Source organism: Halorubrum hochsteinianum (genome assembly GCF_023702125.1).
Lineage (GTDB): Archaea > Halobacteriota > Halobacteria > Halobacteriales > Haloferacaceae > Halorubrum > Halorubrum hochsteinianum.
Map to the genome: position 1 here is coordinate 2,637,849 of NZ_CP098415.1, position 12,824 is coordinate 2,650,672.

At 72.1% G+C, this 12,824-nt stretch carries 16 protein-coding genes; 7 read left to right on the plus strand and 9 right to left on the minus strand.

Annotated features, from left to right (window positions below):
- Nucleotides 1–40: 40 nt before the first annotated feature.
- Complete coding sequence (locus tag NAF06_RS13350; protein ID WP_008581192.1) at nucleotides 41–703, plus strand: S26 family signal peptidase; 663 nt, start codon at nucleotides 41–43, stop codon at nucleotides 701–703.
- 313 nt (nucleotides 704–1,016) lie between these two features.
- Here NAF06_RS13350 and NAF06_RS13355 read toward each other — a convergent pair whose 3' ends face one another.
- Nucleotides 1,017–1,583: an NYN domain-containing protein gene (locus tag NAF06_RS13355; protein WP_008581193.1), complete on the minus strand. Its 567-nt coding sequence runs from the start codon at nucleotides 1,581–1,583 to the stop codon at nucleotides 1,017–1,019.
- A 113-nt stretch (nucleotides 1,584–1,696) separates the two neighbouring features.
- On the opposite strand from NAF06_RS13355, the gene NAF06_RS13360 reads away from it, so the two are divergent.
- Nucleotides 1,697–2,029: a hypothetical protein gene (locus NAF06_RS13360; RefSeq protein WP_008581196.1), complete on the plus strand. Its 333-nt coding sequence runs from the start codon at nucleotides 1,697–1,699 to the stop codon at nucleotides 2,027–2,029.
- Nucleotides 2,030–2,180: 151 nt separating this feature from the next.
- Entirely contained in the window at nucleotides 2,181–2,432 is a 252-nt protein-coding gene (locus NAF06_RS13365) for a DUF7999 family protein (RefSeq protein WP_006629889.1), read from the plus strand.
- A gap of 514 nt (nucleotides 2,433–2,946) precedes the next feature.
- Here the strand turns inward: NAF06_RS13365 and ilvD are convergent.
- From ilvD to purS, 4 genes are all read right to left on the minus strand, one after another.
- Nucleotides 2,947–4,737: a dihydroxy-acid dehydratase gene (gene ilvD, locus NAF06_RS13370; protein ID WP_008581199.1), complete on the minus strand. Its 1,791-nt coding sequence runs from the start codon at nucleotides 4,735–4,737 to the stop codon at nucleotides 2,947–2,949.
- 117 nt (nucleotides 4,738–4,854) lie between these two features.
- On the minus strand, nucleotides 4,855–5,247 hold the full coding sequence (locus NAF06_RS13375) for a VOC family protein (RefSeq protein ID WP_008581201.1): 393 nt from the start codon (nucleotides 5,245–5,247) through the stop codon (nucleotides 4,855–4,857).
- A 37-nt stretch (nucleotides 5,248–5,284) separates the two neighbouring features.
- A complete protein-coding gene (gene purQ / locus NAF06_RS13380; protein WP_008581202.1) occupies nucleotides 5,285–5,962 on the minus strand; it encodes a phosphoribosylformylglycinamidine synthase I in 678 nt (225 codons plus the stop codon).
- Entirely contained in the window at nucleotides 5,959–6,210 is a 252-nt protein-coding gene (gene purS, locus NAF06_RS13385; protein WP_008581204.1) for a phosphoribosylformylglycinamidine synthase subunit PurS, read from the minus strand. Before purS ends, purQ begins: the two co-directional genes overlap by 4 nt.
- Before the next feature lie 180 nt (nucleotides 6,211–6,390).
- On the opposite strand from purS, the gene NAF06_RS13390 reads away from it, so the two are divergent.
- Together NAF06_RS13390 and NAF06_RS13395 are read left to right on the plus strand one after the other, a co-directional pair.
- Nucleotides 6,391–7,371, plus strand: a complete 981-nt coding sequence (locus NAF06_RS13390) for a formyltetrahydrofolate deformylase (protein ID WP_008581206.1) — start codon at nucleotides 6,391–6,393, stop codon at nucleotides 7,369–7,371.
- Nucleotides 7,372–7,432: 61 nt separating this feature from the next.
- On the plus strand, nucleotides 7,433–7,621 hold the full coding sequence (locus NAF06_RS13395; RefSeq protein ID WP_006630877.1) for a hypothetical protein: 189 nt from the start codon (nucleotides 7,433–7,435) through the stop codon (nucleotides 7,619–7,621).
- Nucleotides 7,622–7,649: 28 nt separating this feature from the next.
- Here the strand turns inward: NAF06_RS13395 and NAF06_RS13400 are convergent, their stop codons facing one another.
- The 4 genes from NAF06_RS13400 to NAF06_RS13415 are packed head-to-tail and all read right to left on the minus strand — an operon-like array spanning nucleotide 7,650 to nucleotide 11,054.
- Nucleotides 7,650–8,423 carry a class I SAM-dependent methyltransferase gene (locus NAF06_RS13400; RefSeq protein ID WP_008581212.1) on the minus strand — a complete coding sequence of 258 codons (774 nt, stop codon included), beginning with the start codon at nucleotides 8,421–8,423 and terminating at the stop codon, nucleotides 7,650–7,652.
- The gene (locus NAF06_RS13405; protein ID WP_008581213.1) at nucleotides 8,420–9,628 is read right to left on the minus strand and encodes a glycosyltransferase family 4 protein; all 1,209 of its coding nucleotides are present in this window, start codon (nucleotides 9,626–9,628) and stop codon (nucleotides 8,420–8,422) included. The genes NAF06_RS13400 and NAF06_RS13405 overlap by 4 nt, the downstream gene beginning before the upstream one ends.
- A 5-nt stretch (nucleotides 9,629–9,633) precedes the next feature.
- On the minus strand, nucleotides 9,634–10,005 hold the full coding sequence (locus NAF06_RS13410) for a 6-pyruvoyl trahydropterin synthase family protein (protein ID WP_008581215.1): 372 nt from the start codon (nucleotides 10,003–10,005) through the stop codon (nucleotides 9,634–9,636).
- Entirely contained in the window at nucleotides 9,993–11,054 is a 1,062-nt protein-coding gene (locus tag NAF06_RS13415) for a zinc-dependent alcohol dehydrogenase (RefSeq protein WP_008581217.1), read from the minus strand. The genes NAF06_RS13410 and NAF06_RS13415 overlap by 13 nt, the downstream gene beginning before the upstream one ends.
- Nucleotides 11,055–11,223: 169 nt before the next feature.
- Here NAF06_RS13415 and NAF06_RS13420 point away from each other — a divergent pair, with 169 nt between their 5' ends.
- Both NAF06_RS13420 and NAF06_RS13425 read left to right on the plus strand, forming a co-directional pair.
- Nucleotides 11,224–11,583: a DUF7475 family protein gene (locus tag NAF06_RS13420; RefSeq protein WP_008581218.1), complete on the plus strand. Its 360-nt coding sequence runs from the start codon at nucleotides 11,224–11,226 to the stop codon at nucleotides 11,581–11,583.
- A 123-nt stretch (nucleotides 11,584–11,706) separates the two neighbouring features.
- Nucleotides 11,707–12,810: an oxidoreductase gene (locus NAF06_RS13425; RefSeq protein ID WP_008581220.1), complete on the plus strand. Its 1,104-nt coding sequence runs from the start codon at nucleotides 11,707–11,709 to the stop codon at nucleotides 12,808–12,810.
- Nucleotides 12,811–12,824 lie beyond the last annotated feature (14 nt).

Here is a 12,824-nt window from a genome sequence, read left to right on the forward strand (position 1 = left end):
GGGCGACAGCCTCAAGCGGTCGCCGGTCTCCCTATCGGGCGTGAGCAGCCCCCGCCCCGATCGCACCGGCGCGGTCGCGCCAGCCGTCGCGGTCCTCCTGATCGCGGTCCTGTTCGGCGGGCTCGTCGGGACGTGGCCCCCGTTCGTCGCGGTCGAGAGCGGCAGCATGGCCCCGGGCGTCGAGCGCGGCGACCTCGTCGTCGTCACCGCGGCCGACCGCCCGCCGTGGGGCGACCTCGCGACGACGGCCGACCCCGACGCGCCGACGCGGCTCGGCGGGGCCGGCGACGTGGTCGTGTACGCGGTACCGGGAGCGGGGGACAGACCGGTGTTCCACCGCTTGGCGTTCCCCGTCGAGGCGGGGGAGGACTGGACGGAGCGGGCCGACCCGGCGCTCCTCTCCGGCGACTGCGCCGAGCTTTCGACGTGTCCCGCACCGTACGACGGGTACGTCACTCACGGCGACGCGAACGAGCTGTACGACCAGAGCGCGGGCATCGCCCCGGTCGTCCCCGAGGAGTGGATCGCCGGGAAGGCGCTGTTCGCGGTGCCGAACCTCGGCTGGATCCGGGTCGGGATCGACGCGGCCGCGGCGCGGTACGGCGGGGTCGCGACCGCGGTCGTCCTCGTCGGGTCCGCGGGGCTGGCCGGGGGAGTCTGCGCGCTGTTTGTGGGTCGGCTCCGGCGCGGAGGACGACGGTGAGGCGGTCCGGCGGCGGCGATGCGCTATTTAAGTACATCTGAACGGCAGCAGCGATTATTTATAAACCCCGGTGCGGTCGGCGCGCGCCTCCGAGCGGCCGCCCACGGCGGCCGCGAGGAGCGCGTGCGAGGGAGTCGCTGGTCCCGGAGCGAAGCGGAGGGACCAGCGACGAGGCTGGGGAGGCGTGAGGTGCTGTGCGGAGCGGTGCGGGGTGGGACTCGAAGCGCCCGCCTCCCGGCTGGGGCTTCGGTGGCGTTCACCGCGGAGCAGCCGTTCGATTATAAACAGCCGCGGACGCCGTCGACATCGATCGCTACCGGTGCCAGGTCGGTTCGGTCCCCGTCTCGTCGCCGCCCCCCGTCGCGTCGGTGGCGTCGCCGCCCTCCGTCGAGTCGACGTCGTCGCCGTCGAGCGTCACCGAGCCGTTGGCGGCGTTGCGGAGCGCGTCCGAGCGCCCGAACTCGCCGGGCGCGATAGCGAGCGTCCGGATCCCGTAGCCGTTCGCGGTCTCGACGACCGGCTTGAAGTCGGTGTCCCGGGAGGCGATCGCGAGGGTGTCCATCCGCCCCTCGGCCGCGAACCGCGCGGCGTCGACCGCGAGTTTCACGTCCACGTCGCCGCTGGTCATCACGACCTCGAAGCCGCGGGCCTCCGCGGCCTGGATCAGTCCCGGCGTCGCGTGCTCGTCGAGGTAGAGCCGCGTCGTCACCAGCGGCCCCTCCGCCTCGCCCGCCCGGCGCACGTCGTCGAGATCGACGTCGAACTCCTCGCGCAGCACGTTCGGACCGTCGACGAACAGCGCCACCCCGCCGGCGTTCGGGTCCGTCTCCCCGGTGGCGTCCGAGGTGAGACCCTCGACCGCCTCGTCGCCTTGCTCCATGGCCGCGATCCGAGGCGACCGGAGATAGGCGTGGTGATCCGCGAGCGCCGGGGACGAAGCGTTGTTCCCGGTTCCACCACAAAGGATTTGACCAGAAAATCAGACGTTCACCCGTGACGGACTCCTCCGGTCGGCTCCGACAGGTTCGGGACCTGCTCGTCGCCCAGCCGACGGCCCCCGTCGAGCGGGCCTTCCTCCTCGGCCTCGGCCTCGCGCTCTGTGCGGTGACCCCGCTCGCGTCCGGGTCGCCACCGCCGGTCGGGACGTTCGGTTCTATCCCCACGCTGGTCGGTGTGACGCTCGTGCTGCTCGGCGTCTCCGAGTTCGTCCCGGCCGAGCGAACGGGGCTCATCCTCGCGCTCCGGTCGGTCTTCTTCGGACTCCTCGCGGCCTCGATCGCGTTTCTGGTAGCGCTCGTGCTCTTCGCGGCGAACAACGCGCCGTGATCTCGTCGGTCCGCTCGTCCGTCCGGAGGCCCGACCACGACGACTGATCGTTTCGACACTTGGACACCTTATATCCGTATTACCACCTCACCCACGACCGTAGTGAATATACGGAGAATTGAAGTAGGTTGTCCAAGAATAATGGAATAAGATGTCACAATCAAATGCGTACACCGTTATCTCCGAGCAGAACGATCACGAATGTACCACGGTACGTGCCCATCCGCGCAACGAGACGTACCACGTCGTCGAGTACGCCGACGAGGACGCCCGCGAGCGCGTCGCCGACCTCCCGGTCGGCTCGGTGGTCAAGATGGAGCTGTCGCGGGCCGGCCGCCGGAGCAACGTCTGGTGCGCGGAATCCGTCGAGACCGCGGTCACCGACGGCGGCTCACCGCAATAAGAATCGGGGGGTGCGTGGAATTGAGATTCGGTCGCTGATCGTGACTTGGTGAAGGCTACACGCGCGATTCAAGCCTCAATCGCTCGGTCGTGCGTGGCCGAGAGTCCCGTGGCGGTGAACACCGCCGAAGCCCCAGCCGCTCGGTGCGACGTCGTTGCCGTTGACCAGACGGCCACCGAAGCCCCAGCCGCGAGGCGGCCAGACGCTCGTTGCGCTCCTCGGTCGTTCACTTCGTTCACTCCCTGCGGTGCTTACTTCGGCTCTGGCCGCCTCGCGACTGCCCCTTCGAGTCCTGCCCCGCACCGCCCAGCGACCGCACCTCACGCCTCCCCAGCCTCGTCGGTGGTCCTCCGCTTCGCTCCGGACCACCGACTCCCTCGCGCGGCGCTCCTCGGCCGCGATGCGGCCTCGGAGGCGCGCGCCGTCGTGTAAATGGGAAAGTAGCGTCGGAATCGTCGATACCAAACCGCAGTAAAATCGAACGGCTCCGACGACTTCGCGGCTTTACGGCCGGCTACAGGTCCCGCGTGAGCCGCGGGTTCGTCACCGCGCCGTCGGCGGCGGAGGCGAAGTCGCGGCCGTACTTGGCGAGGATGCCGCCCTCGTAGGGCGGTTCGAGCGCGTCCCAGTCCTCGCGGCGGGCGGCGAGTTCCTCCTCGGAGAAGTCGACCGTCAGGTCGCGTTCGGGGATGTCCACGGTGATGTGGTCGCCGTCCTCGATGAGTCCGATCGGCCCGCCGACGGCGGCCTCGGGGGCAACGTGGCCGATCATGGGGCCGCGGGTGCCGCCGGAGAAGCGACCGTCGGTGAGGAGGGCCACGTCGTCCTCGTGGCCCGCGCCGACGACGGCGGCGGTGACGCCGAGCATCTCGCGCATCCCGGGTCCGCCGCGGGGCCCCTCGTTGCGGATCACGATCACGTCGCCGGACTCGATCCCGCCCGACTGGACGTACTCCATCGCGTCCTCCTCGTTCTCGAACACGCGGGCGGGGCCCTCGTGGTAGAACTCGTCGTCGCCGGTCACCTTCAGCACCGAGCCGTCCGGCGCGAGGTTGCCGTCGAGGATCTTGATCGCCCCCTCCTCCTCCTTCGGGTCGTCGACGGTGTAGAGGAAGTCGGCCTCGATTGCGTCGTCGTCCGGGAGGTCGCCGTTCGCCTCCAGTTCGGCGATCTCCGCTTCGAGCGTCCGCCCGGTCACGGTCATCGCGTCGCCGTGGAGCAGGTCCGCCTCCAGCAGGCGGCGGAGGACGACGGGGACGCCGCCGATCTCGTGGAGGTCGTTCATCACCCGGCTCCCGCCGGGCTGGAGGTTCGCGATCTTCGGCGTGCGGCGCGATATCTCGTCGAAGTCCTCGATCGTGAGGTCCACGTCCGCCTCGCCGGCGAGCGCGAGCAGGTGGAGGACCGCGTTCGTCGACCCGCCCATCGCGGTCTGGGCCGCGATGGCGTTCTCGAAGGACTTCCGCGTGAGGATGTCGGAGGGGCGGCGGTCGTTCTCGATACAGTCCATCACGAGTTCGCCCGCGCGCTCGGCGACCGCGTAGCGCTCCTCGTCTTCGGCGGGCGGCGAGGCGGAGCCGAGCGGGGCCAGCCCGAGCGCCTCCGAGAGCGACGCCATCGTGTTCGCGGTGTACATGCCGCCGCAGGAGCCGGCTCCCGGGCAGGCGTGGCGCTCCAAGTCGTCGAGCTCGTCGGCGTCCATGTCGCCCTGCGCGTACGTGCCGACGCCCTCGAACACCTGGACGATCGTCACGTCGCGGCCCTCGTGCTGGCCGGGCATGATCGACCCGCCGTAGAGGAAGACGCTCGGCAGGTCCGTCCGGATCGCGGCCATCATCATCCCGGGCAGGTTCTTGTCGCAGCCGGCGACCGTCACCAGCGCGTCCATGCGCTCGCCGAAGGAGACGAGTTCGACCGAGTCCGCGATGACCTCCCGCGAGATCAGGCTCGCCTTCATCCCCTCGGTCCCCATCGAGATGGCGTCGGAGATGGTGATCGTTCCGAACTCGATCGGCATCCCGCCCGCGGCGTCGATCCCGTCGAGCGCGGCGTCCGCCACGTCGTCGAGGTGAACGTTACACGGGGTGATGTCGGCCGCCGGGTTCGGCACGCCGACGATGGGCGAGGAGAGGTCCTCGTCGTCGAACCCCATCGCGCGGAACATCGCGCGGTGCGGCGCTTTGTCCGGCCCTTCCGTCACTTCGCGGCTCCGCAGGTCCTCGTCTTTCCCGCCGGCGAATCGGTCCGTGTCCTCCCGGCGACGACGCCGCTCGTCGTCGTCGGCTTTCGGCTGCTGTTCGCTCATACTCGCCCCTGTCGCTCGGGGCTCTTAAACCGCCGCGTCGGGGCGATGGTTGCTCGGCGGGGCGAACGGGTTCGGGGGAGGAACCGACCCGCGGTTCTGTCGGACTTCGCTCCGCGCTCACACCCGCGCCTTCAGCTCCACCCGGTAGCCGAACGGGTCGCGGACGTACACCGCGCCCGCCTCGCCGGTCGCGCCGAGCGGCGAGTCGAGCGTCTTCTCGACCTCGACGCCGGCCTCCGCCAGCTCGGCCTCGATCTCGTCGACCGGCTCCTCGACGACGACCGCGACGTGGTCGTAGTTCATCCGCTCCGGCGGCTCGAACTCGTCGGTCGGCCAGAGGTGGATCACCGCGGTCGCCGAGAGGCGCACGTCGAAGAACGGCTTCTCGTCGGCCGCGTACAGCGCGTCCTCGATCCCGAAGCCGAGCGCCTCGCCGTAGAACTCGCGGGCGTCGTCCGCGCCGTCGGCGGGGATCCGGAGGTTGACGTGGTCAACGTGTCGCGCTCGCATACCTCCGAATTGGGCGTCGAACGGAAAAAGGCGGCAGTCAGGCGAACGCCGTCAGGATCCCCGCGCCGTCGGTCCCGCGACCGAGGTCGGGGAGCGTGGCGCGCTCGGGGTGGGGCATCAGCACGGCGACCGTCTCGCGCTCGCCGAGGACGCCGGCGACGTTGTCGGTGGAGCCGTTCGGGTTGGCCGCGTCGGTGGCGTTCCCGTCCGCGTCGCAGTAGCGGAAGAGGACGCGGTCGTCGGCGACGAGGTCGGCGTGGGCGGACTCGCTCACCTCGAAGCGCCCCTCGCCGTGGGCGATGGGGACCTCGATCACGTCGCCCTCGTCGTAGGCGGCGGTCCATGGGGTGTCGGCGCGCTCGACGCGCAGATGGACCGGCTCGCACTGGAAGCGCGCGGAGGCGTTCGTGGTGAACGCGCCGGGCGTGAGGCCGGACTCGGAGCCGATCTGCGCGCCGTTACAGATCCCGATCACGGGGACGCCCTCGTCGGCCGCGGCGCGCACCTCGTCCATGATCGGGTCGCGGGCGGCCATCGCCCCGGCGCGCAGGTAGTCGCCGTAGGAGAAGCCGCCGGGGAGGACGATCCCGTCGGTGTCCGCCGGGAGGCCGTCCTCGTGCCAGACGCGCTCGGCGTCGACGCCGAGGTGCTCCAGCGTGCGGACGGCGTCGCGGTCGCAGTTCGAGCCGCCAAATTGGACGACGGCGACCGTCATCGCTCCGCGACCGCCACGTCGTAGTCGTGGATCGTGGGGTTCGCGAGCAGGCGCTCGGCCATCTCGCCCGCGCGTTCGGCGGCCTCGTCGGCGTCGGCGGCGGCGAGGTCGACCTCGAAGCGGTCCGCCGAGCGGAGGTCGTCGAGCTCGAACCCGAGCCGTTCGAGGGCCTGCTGGGTCGTCTCGGCCTCCGGATCGAGGACGCCCCGCTTCAGCCGGACCGTCACCGTCGCCGTGTAGTCGGTCATGTCCGTTGGTGCGGAGTCGTGTGTAAAAACCGTTTTGGAACGGCGTTTATACGCACGTTCGTGGATACAGATCGGTCGACCGTGCGGGAGGCAGGGACCGCGCGGAACGAAAGGGGCAAAACCCTCCGACTGCTGGAAAAGGTGTATGCAGCCGCTCGAACCCGCGGAGGTGATCGTCGCGTGACCCGCGAACTGACCGAGATCACGGTCGTCGGAGGAGACAAGACCGGACTCATCGCGCGGGTCACCTCCCTGCTGTTCGAGCGCGGAATCAACATCGAGGACCTCGATCAGGCGGTCCGCGAGGGCGTCTTCCGGATGACGACCCGCGTCGACACCGCCGAGATGGAGACCTCCCGGGGCGAGCTCCGCCGCGCGCTCGCCGAACTCGGCCGCGAGCTCGACGTGGACATCCAGGTGCGGTTCCCGAGCGACCGAGACGCGCGCCGGATCGCGCTGCTGGTCACGAAGGAGACGCACGCGCCCGAGGCGCTGTTGGAGGCCGAGGCGAACGGCGACCTCGCCGACGACGGCGAGGAGGCCGAGATCCCGGTCGTCATCGGCAACCGCGGGGACCTCCGGTCGCTCGCGGAGCGCTACGACAAGCCCTTCTACGACGTGGGCGACGGCAGCGGGAACACCGACGAGGAGCGCCTGCTCGACCTGCTGGCCGAGTACGACGTCGACCTGATCGCGTTGGCCCGCTACATGCGCATCCTCTCGCCGGAGGTCGTCTTCCGCTACGAGGGCCGGATCATCAACGTCCACCCCTCGCTGCTGCCGGCGTTCCCCGGCGCGGAGGCGTACCGGCAGGCGAAGGACGCGGGCGTCCGGATCGCGGGCGTCACCGCCCACTACGTCACCACCGACCTCGATCAGGGCCCGGTGATCGCCCAGCGCGCCTTCGACGTGCCGCCGAACGCCGACGTCGACGAGATCAAGCGCCGCGGGCAGCCGCTGGAGGCCGACGTGCTGCTCGACGCGGTCCGGCTCCACCTCGCGGACGCCATCGCGGTCCACCGCGGTACCGTCCACGTCCGCGAAGAAGTCGACGTCGACGCGCAGTTGGGCCTCTCCGAGGCCGCGGTCGAGGCGAACCCCGACGAGCCGGTCGACGGCGAGCCGCTCACCCGGTCTCGGCCGTCGCCGTCGGACGACTGAGCGCCGGTCTCGGCCGCGCTATCGACTACATTTAACCGACTGCGACCGAAACGACGGAGTGATGACCGAGCGTCGCGCGCGGACGGAGTTCCTCGCTGACACCGCCGCGGTCGTCCGCAGCGACGAGCGGATGATCCTGCTGTTCCTCCTGCTGCTGTCGGTCGCGGCGCTCGCGGTCTTCCTCCACTACACGACGCTGGTCCTGGAGGGCCTCCCCGACCCGATCCCGACCGAGCCGCTCGGGCCGTAGTCGGCCTTCGGTCCGGCGGTTCCGCACATCACTCCAGCCGGACCAGCAGGTCCCGGTTCGCCGCCTCGTAGCGAAGCCGCTCGGCGCGGAGCGTCTCCCGGCGGCGGTCCGCCCACTCGCTCGCGTCGAGGCCGGCCTCGCCGACCGCCCCCTCGACCGTGTCGAGCAGGTGCGCGAGGACCGTCCGCTCGCCCGCCTCGTAGGGGGGTTCGATCTCCCACGGCGACGGTCCCTCGGCGATCACGGTCGCCGCGCGGGCCAGCGACGCCGCGCCCTCCGGGCCGCCGGGGCGAAACTCCCGCATGTGGCGGTGGTAGCGGTCGAGGACCGCGCCGTCGTCCGGGTCGGGCGGGGCGAAGCGCGTCTCGCCGTCGTAGGTGATCGGCGCGTACCCGACGGGGGCGACCTCGGCGAGGGCGTCGACCGCGGGCGCGGCGTCGACCACGTCGAAGAACGCGCAGCCGACGACCGCGTCGAACCGCTTTCCCGCAGCCGCCGCGTCGCGCGCGAACTCGAAGGCGTCGGCGACCCGGTACTCGATGTCGACGCCGCCGACCGTATCGCCCACCCGGGCCTCGCCCGCGGCGAGCGCCTCCTCGTGGGCGTCGACGGCGACCCACCGGCCGCCCTCGATCACGCCCCACTCGGCGAGGCGCTCGACCATCGTCGCCGTCCCGGCACCGACCTCCAGTATCTCCGGCTCGGGCGGGAGCTCGGCGGCGAACCGGTCGAGGACCGCGCGGTTCAGCGAGCGGTCGTCGAGCGCGCGCTTCGCGTCGAGGTACGCGGCGTGGTCCGTCACGCGGCGTCACCTCCCGTCTCGCGGTTCGCAGTCGTCTCGCGGTTCGCGGCCGTCTCGCGGTTCGCGGCTGGCTTCCCGTCCGCGGTCGCCTCGCTTCCCGCCTCCGCAGCCAGGAAGTCGATCACGGGGTCGAGCGCCTCGGTCCACCCCGGGCGCGCCTCGTAGTCGCGGCGCGCCGCGACCCCCATCTCGGCCAGCCGGTCGCGGTCGTCGAGGTCCCGGAGCGCCCGCGCGACGGCCCGCGGGTCGTCGGGGGACACGAGGACCCCGGACTCGCCGTCGCGGACGAACTCGCCGGCCCCGCCCGCGGTCGTCGCCACCGGGACGCAGCCGAACCCCATCGCCTCCGCGTACACCATCCCGAACGGCTCGTACCGCGAGGGGACCGCCAGGGCGTGGCTCTCGCGGAGCCGCGCCGCGACCGCCCCGTCGTCGAGCCGGCCGACGAAGCGGACCCGGTCGCCGATCCCGGCCGCGGCGACCGCGCGCTCGACGCGCTCGACGTACCCGGGATCGATCGTCCGGTCGCCGACGACGGTCAGCCGCCAGTCGACCTCGTCCCGTTCGAGCCGAGCGACGCCGTCGACGAGCGCGTCGAGCCCCTTGCGGGGGACGAGGTTCCCGAGGAACGTCACCTCAAGCGGGCCGGATTGCGCCCGGTCCCGGACGGCCTCCTCGGAGATCGCCGGCTCGAACCGGTCGCCGGCCGGCGGCGCGACCACGCTCCGGGCGGGACCGCCGAGGTCGGCCGCGTCCCGCCGGGTCGCCTCCGCGTTGTACACCGCGGCGTCGACCCCGCGGAGGAACCGGCGCTCGATCGCCGCGACTCCGCGGCGGCCGAGTTCGGAGCGGACGCGCCCGACCGGACCGCTCTCGGCGGGCGCTCGGGGCGCTCGGGCCGCGTGCGCTCGCCACGCGATCATGTGGACGAGCGCGACGGTCGGCGCGTCGAGCGACCGGTTGGCGAGCAGCACGGACGGGTGCGCCAGCCCGTCCTCGACGACCACGTCGAACTCCGACAGCCGGTCCGCGAGCCGATCGGCACGGAGGTTCGGGGCGAGGCGCTCCCGGTAGGAGCCCCGGGGGAGCGAGACGACCTCGACGGCGTGGCCGCGCTCGCGGAGGCGGTCGCGGAGCCGGCGGTCGTAGTAGAACCCGCCGGACTCCGACTCGACGTCGCCGGCGAGCACGAGGGCGACGCGCATCCCCGTCACTCCAGCGCGCCCGTGTACGAGACGCTCGCGGCCTCGTCCTCGCGGACGGTCACGGTCAGTTCGGTCGCGGCGGGGGCGTCGACGCCGGCGAGCGCGTCGAACAGCTTCCGGGCCAGCCGCTCGGCGCTCGGGTTCCCGTCGAGGCGGTCGTTGAGCGTCTCGTCGCGGTAGCGGTCGGCGGCCTCCCCGAGGGCCTCGGTCGCGAGGTCGATGTCGAGCAGGTAGCCGTACTCGCCGAGTTCGGGGCCGCGGAACGTCGCCTCCGCGGTGAACGCGTGCGAGTGGAGCTCCGCCTCGTCGGCCGGGGGGTTCGGAACGGTGAGGAAGTGCTGTGCGACGAACGTCTCGGAGACGGTCAGTTCGTACATGGGTAGGTGAACAGGATCTGGCGGGTCGCGTCCCGCCCGTCCGCGAGTCGCCGGTACGCGCTCGGCGCGTCGGAGACGGGAACGCGGTCGGTGACGAGCCGGTCGGTGACGTCGAGGTCGTCGTCGAGCCGCCGGAGTTCGCGCCACGCGGTCTCGCGGCGGCGCTCGCGGTCCCAGCGCCCGCGCAGTTCGGGCGCGATGGTGGTGACCTGACTGCTCCGGACCGACACCCGTCCGCGGTGGAAGTGGTCGCCGAAGCCGAGGTCGGCGCGCTTGATCCCGTACCACGACCCCACGACGACCCGGCCGTCGAACCGGGTGGTCTCGACCGCCGTCTCCAGCGTCTCCGGGCGGCCGGACACCTCGACCGCGAGGTCGACGCCGTCGCCGGCCCGCTCGCGGACCGCGTCGACGACGCCCGACCGCCCGTCGTGTCGGGTCGGGTCGACGACGGCGTCCGCGCCGAACTCCGCCGCGAGCGACCGCCGGTCCTCCCTCGGCTCGACCGCGACGACGGTCTCGGCCCCGCTCCGCGCCAGCAGCGCGGTCGTGAGCAGTCCCACGACGCCCTCCCCGAACACCGCGACGCGCTCGCCGATCCGCGGGGCGGCGTCGAGCGTCAGGGTGACCGCGGTCTCCGCGTTCGCGAACAGCGTCGCGGTCTCCGGGCCGATCCCGTCGGGGACCCGTCGGAGCCCGTCCGGCGGGACGGCGAACCGGCTCTCGTGGGGGTTGAACGCGAAGACGGTCCGGTCGCGCCACGCCGGGTCGACGGCGTCGCCGACAGCGGTCACGCGCCCGACGACCGCGTAGCCGTACCGGAGCGGGTACGAGAGGTCGCCGTCCAGCGACGGCAGCTCCTCGTCGGCGACCGTTTCCGGGTCGAGCTCGCCGCGGTACGCGAGCAGCTCCGACCCCGCGCTGACCGCCGAGACCGACGCCTCGACGACCGCCTCGTCCGGGGCGGGGTCGGGCTCGTCGATGCCGACCACGTCGACGCGCTCCGGGCCGACGAACTCGACCGCGCGCCCGGCGTCGCCCCCGCTCACCGGGGGACACCCCTCGACGTTCGGCGACCGCGACCGTGTGACATTACTGATAACACGGGTCGATCGAACATAAAGCCCCGGCGGCGTCGGTCGGTCGGCGACGCCGGCGTCGCGGCCGCGGCCGCTCGGGAGTAGAAATAAGCCGACGGGGTCCGTGTTTCACGTGTCCATGGCACACTCGAACGCGGACGTCGAGGGCGCGTCGCTGACGCCGCTGCACTGGGTCGGAATCGTGGCGGCGGCCGTGACCGCGACCGCACACGTCGTCCTCGGCGTCCGGGCCGGCGGGACGTTCCTGGTCCTGTTCCTCTTCGCGGCGCTCGGATTCGGTGCCGGCGTCGCGGCGGTCGTCTTCGACTACCGCCGACGGCTGGCGTACGCGCTCGGCATCCCCTTCACCGCCGGACAGATCGTCCTGTGGTACGTCCTCAACGACGTCCCGCCGATCCCGACGAGCCACGCGGTCGACAAGGTCGCGCAGGTCGTGTTGATCGCCGTCCTCGCGGTCCTGTTGTCCCGGGAGTCGTGAGCCCGCTGACCTCCGTCGGATCCGCGTGACCCGCGGCCGAGAGCCGTGGTACCACACGTGTTGTGTGACGGGACGCGCACAGCCGCCGTCCGCTTATGTTACCGACTCCGGTAGTGAGAATCGATGGCCGACGACCCGCTTTTCGACGAGTTCGAACTGAACGGACACACCCTCGACAACCGCGTCGGTCTCGCGCCGATGACGCGGACGAGCGCGACCGACGAGGGGCACCCGACGGACCGGATGGCGCGGTACTACGCCTCCTTCGCCCGCGGCGGCTTCTCGTTCCTCGTCACCGAGGGCGTCCACCCGGACGCGACGCACAGTCAGGGCTACCCCAACCAGCCCGGCCTCGCGACCGACGAACAGGCGGCGGCGTGGGAGCCGGTCGTCGACGCCGTCCACGAGGAGGGCAGCCCCATCTTCGCTCAGCTGATGCACGCCGGGGCGCAGGCGCAGGGCAACCGCTACGGGTACGGTCCCGTCGCCCCCTCCTCGCACCGCCCGCCGGGCGAGATGGCCGAGATGTACGGCGGTTCGGGCGAGTTCCCCGAGGCGGACGGACTCGACGCCGAGGGGCTCGACGACGTGAAGGCGGGCTTCGTCGCGGCGGCGGAGCGCGCGGTCGACGCCGGCTTCGACGGGATCGAAGTCCACGCCGCGAACGGCTACCTCCTCCACGAGTTCGTCGACCCGCTGGTCAACGAGCGCGACGACGAGTACGGCGGGTCGCCGGAGGCCCGCGCGCGGTTCCCCGCCGAGGTGACGGCGGCCATCGACGAGGCAACGCCGGACGAGTTCGTCGTCGGCGTCCGCGCGTCGCAGGCGGCGGTAGTCGATCAGGAGCGCGTGTGGCCCGACGGCGAGGCGACCGCCGCCGCGCTGTTCGGCGCGCTCTCCGACGCCGGTGCCGACTACGTCCACGTCACCGGCGGCGACGCGACCGCGCCCGAGGTGCCGGACACCGAACGGACGCTCGCGGAACTCGCCGTGGAACACGCCGACGGCGTCGCCGTGGTCGCCAACGGGAGCCTCGGCGACCCCGAGAACGCCCGCGCCGCGCTGGCCGACGGCTCCGACCTGATCACGCTCGGGACCGGCGCGCTCGCCAACCACGACTGGCCCAACCGGGTCCGGGCGGGCGAGCCGCTCGACGACCTCGACCCGAGCGTCGTCTTCCAGCCCGACGCCTCGCTCAGCGACCCCGAGGTCCCCGGCGACGACTGACGCCGGCGCGAACT